Consider the following 4096-nt stretch of genomic DNA (forward strand, 5'->3'; position numbering starts at 1 on the left):
GCATGAGCACGCACATGGAATGGGCCCTTCAGCCCGGTCAGCCGGGATACGACGACGCCCGGCGGGGACTGAACCGGGCAGCTGAATCGCGGCCGGCCTATGTGGTCGAGGCGGCCACCGAGCAGGATGTGGTGGCCGCGGTGAGGCTGGCCGCCGAGCAGAAACGGCCCCTGGGAGTGATGGCCACCGGTCACGGCCCCTCCCTGTCGGCCGACGACGCCGTGCTGGTGAACACGCGGCGGATGGACGGCGTACGCGTCGACGCGGCCCGGGCGACGGCGTGGATCGAAGCCGGGGCGCGCTGGCGGCAGGTGCTGGAGTGCACCGCTCCGCACGGGATGGCGCCGCTGAACGGCTCGAGTCCCAACGTGGGCGCGGTCGGCTATCTGGTGGGCGGGGGCGCGGGGTTGCTGGGCCGCCGTTTCGGCTACGCCGCCGACCATGTGCGGCGGCTGCGCATGGTCACCGCCGACGGCCGGTTACGTGAGGTGACGGCCGAGGCCGACCCCGACCTGTTCTGGGCGGTCCGCGGCGGCAAGGACAACTTCGGCCTGGTCGTGGGCATGGAAGTCGACCTGTTCCCGGTCTCACGGCTGTACGGCGGAGGGCTCTACTTCCCGGGCGAGGCCACCGCCGAGGTGCTGCACGCCTACGCCGAATGGGTCCGGCACGTACCCGAGGAGATGGCCTCCTCGGTGCTGCTGGTCCACAACCCCGACCTGCCCGACGTCCCCGAACCGCTACGCGGGCGCTTCATCACCCACCTCCGCGTCGCCTACAGCGGTGACACGGCGGACGGCGAGCACCTGGTGCGACCGCTGCGCGAACTCGGTCCGGCACTCCTGGACACCGTACGGGACATGCCCTACGCCGAGGTCGGCACGATTCACCACGAGCCCACGTCCATGCCGTATGTCTCCTACGACCGCAACGTGCTGCTGAGTGACCTGACGGACGACGCCGTCGACACCATCATCGCCCTGGCCGGACCGGACGCGGGGGCGCCGTTCGTCACCGAACTGCGGCACTTCGGCGGCGCCTACGCCCGTCCGCCGAAGGTCCCCAACTGTGTGGGCGGGCGCGACGCGGCCTTCTCGTTCTTCACGGGTGCCGTTCCGGAAGGCGACAGTCTGCGGCGCCGCGCCGACCTGCTCGACCGGCTGCGCCCGTGGAGCACCGGCGGGGTGAGCCTCAATTTCGCCGGCGTCGAGGACACCGACCTCGCCAGTGTGCGCGCCGTCTACACCCCGGCTGATTTCGACCGGTTGAGGGCCGTCAAGGCCACATACGACCCCGACAACCTGTTCCGCGTCAATTTCAACATTCCGCCCGCGGAGCCGTGGGCGTGAGGGGGCGACCGCGCCCGCTCGGCATCACGACGGAGGGAAGGAGTCCGGGTGGCTTCCGCTGAGGGATCGGACCTCACCGAGCTGGTCAACGTGGGCCGGTCCGTGGCGAGGTATTTCGCACGCATCGGCATCACCGAGATCGCGCAGCTGAGGAACCAGGATCCGGTCGAGCTGTACGAGCGGATGTCAGCCGCTCATGGCGAGCGGCTCGATCCCTGCCTGCTCGACACCGTGATGTCCGCCGTGGACCAGGCCGAGGGGCAACCTGGCCGCCCCTGGTGGCACTACACCCCTGAGCGCAAACGGCTGCTGGCCGACGAAGGCCGCGAGGAAGGGTGACAGCGCGGAGGCGCGGTGGTTGAGCACACGGGAGATGGCGGCCGCTGCCGGCGGTTCACTTCTCGACCAGTTCGCCGAGCGGCCTCCCCGCCATCTCCCGCACGTCGCGCGCCAGATGAGCCTGGTCCGCGAAGCCCGCCAGGGCCGCCGTCTCCGCGAACGGAACACCACGGCGGGCCAGGCCCAGGGCGCGCTGCAAGCGCAGGACCCGGGCCAGGGTCTTGGGTCCGTAGCCGAAGGCGGTCAGGGAACGGCGGTGGAGCTGCCGCGCGCCGAGGCCCACCGAGTCGGCGGTCGCCGTGACGGACCGGCCGGCTTCCAAGGACGCCACGACGGCTCGCAGGAGCGGGTCGACTGGTTCCGCGTCGGCCGCGAGGCGTAACGCCAGCTCCTCCAGGGCGGCGGCCGGATCGGCCGCCGCGTCGACGCGTTCGGTGAGGCGGCGCGCCCTGGCGCCGGGCCAGAGGCAGGCGAGATCCACTCGCTGGTCCCGCAGCTCGTGCGCGGGGATGCCGAGCAGCGCGGGTGCGATACCGGGGGAGAAGCGGACACCCGCCCAGTGGCCCCGGCCGGGCCGGTAGGCGCTGGTGTCGGGCCCGGAGACGAGGAGACGGCCCGCCGTCCACAGCAGGTCGATGCAGCCGTCCGGCAATACGGACGTCGCCTCGCCGGGACCCGCGCACCCAGGCGCTCCCTGCACCCAGACGACCGCACCCGGCAGCCGGGACGCGCGCTCTACGTACTCGGGGGACACACCGGGAATTTTACGCACGAGCGCCTCACCTGTGCGGGACAGGTGCCGGTTCAACGCCGGCCTTCTGTGCGGAATCCGCATCTCGCGCCATTCGTGGCCATCCCCCCTGCCCCTCTGCCACCTTCGCCGAAGAACCCCGCACGCTCCGAGAACACGGGAGGAACGCTCCCCCTCAGCCGTATACAGCGCGAACACGCCATCCCCGATGCCCTCCTGGCGATCCGCCGACTGCGAAGAGCGGGGGGTTTGAGGCCAGCGCCTCCCGAAGACTCGGAAATTCCGTAGCCCGCTCCGTGATTCCGTGAGCCTGCCGACCGTTGGGTGAGGACTTGCGGCCCTCGACCGGCTTTGTCCGTGGCAGTGAAAGGGGACCGAATGTCCAAGCGCGCGCTGATCACCGGAATCACCGGGCAGGACGGCTCGTATCTCGCCGAGCATCTGCTCGCCGAGGGCTACCAGGTGTGGGGGCTGACCCGAGGTCAGGCCAACCCGCGCAAGGACCGGGTGGCCAAGCTCATACCCGACCTCGCCTTCGTGGACGGGGATTTGATGGACCAGGGGAGTCTGGTCTCGGCCATGGACCTGGTGCAGCCGGACGAGGTCTACAACCTCGGGGCCGTGTCCTTCGTGCCCATGTCCTGGCAGCAGCCGGAGCTCGTCACCGAGGTCAACGGCACCGGAGTGCTGCGCATGCTCGAAGCGATCCGGATGGTGAGCGGGCTGGGCAAGTCCGTGGGCGGAGGCGACGGCCACGGCCACATCCGCTTCTACCAGGCATCCTCCTCGGAGATGTTCGGGAAGGTGGTGGAGTCGCCGCAGAGCGAGCAGACCTCCTTCCACCCGCGCAGCCCCTACGGGGTGGCCAAGGCGTACGGCCACTACATCACCCAGAACTACCGTGAGTCCTACGGGGTGTTCGGGGTCTCGGGGATCCTCTTCAACCACGAATCACCCCGCCGTGGCGCGGAGTTCGTGACCCGGAAGATCTCCCTCGCGGTGGCGCAGATCAAGCTGGGGCTGCAGGAGAAGCTGCTGCTCGGCAACCTCGACGCGGTGCGCGACTGGGGTTTCGCGGGGGACTACGTCCGCGCGATGCACCTGATGCTCCAGCAGGACAAGCCCCGGGACTACGTGGTGGGCACCGGCCGGATGCACTCGGTGCGGGACGCGGCGCGCATCGCCTTCGAGGCCGCGGGCCTGGACTGGGAGGAGCACGTCGTGGTGGACCCGGCGCTGGTGCGGCCCGCCGAGGTCGAGACGCTGTGTGCCGACTACGGCGACGCCAGCCGGGAGCTGGGCTGGGAGCCCGAGGTCGGCTTCGAGCAACTGATGCGGATGATGGTGGAGTCGGACCTCCGTCAGGCCGGCCTCGAGCGTGACCACGGCGAGCTCCTCGCCGCGGCGAGCTGGTAGGGCTCGCCGGTAAAACACCTGCTCACCCCCCTCGTGGAGCCGGGACCGGCCGACTCTACGGGTTTTCGTGGCCACACCCGCCGACACTGAGCGCGTGGTGTGCGGGAGGTGGAGCAGTGCCCCGTGCGGGGCCTCCAGATGACTCGTTCGCTGTGGAACGCCTTACCGGGTGCCGGATGTCCACATCGAAATCCTCTGCTGTCCGTCGGTCTTGAGATGGGTTGAGTTGAACGTGGCGAAG

Annotated in this window: 4 protein-coding genes; 3 read left to right on the forward strand and 1 reads right to left on the reverse strand. The window is 70.1% G+C overall.

Annotation, left to right across the window (positions count from 1 at the left end; all coding sequences use genetic code 11):
• Positions 1-2: 2 nt before the first annotated feature.
• The gene (locus ACH427_RS16005) at positions 3-1349 is read left to right on the forward strand and encodes an FAD-binding oxidoreductase (protein WP_398870063.1); all 1347 of its coding nucleotides are present in this window, start codon (positions 3-5) and stop codon (positions 1347-1349) included.
• 48 nt (positions 1350-1397) lie between these two features.
• Entirely contained in the window at positions 1398-1688 is a 291-nt protein-coding gene (locus ACH427_RS16010) for a helix-hairpin-helix domain-containing protein (RefSeq protein ID WP_398870065.1), read from the forward strand.
• Between the two features lie 55 nt (positions 1689-1743).
• Here the strand turns inward: ACH427_RS16010 and ACH427_RS16015 are convergent, their stop codons facing one another.
• Positions 1744-2442: a helix-turn-helix domain-containing protein gene (locus tag ACH427_RS16015; RefSeq protein WP_398870066.1), complete on the reverse strand. Its 699-nt coding sequence runs from the start codon at positions 2440-2442 to the stop codon at positions 1744-1746.
• A 375-nt stretch (positions 2443-2817) separates the two neighbouring features.
• Between ACH427_RS16015 and ACH427_RS16020 the strand changes: the two genes are divergently transcribed.
• A complete protein-coding gene (locus ACH427_RS16020) occupies positions 2818-3855 on the forward strand; it encodes a GDP-mannose 4,6-dehydratase (RefSeq protein ID WP_398870067.1) in 1038 nt (345 codons plus the stop codon).
• Positions 3856-4096 lie beyond the last annotated feature (241 nt).

It is taken from the genome of Streptomyces sp. NPDC020379, assembly GCF_044387105.1.
Taxonomy (GTDB): domain Bacteria; phylum Actinomycetota; class Actinomycetes; order Streptomycetales; family Streptomycetaceae; genus Streptomyces.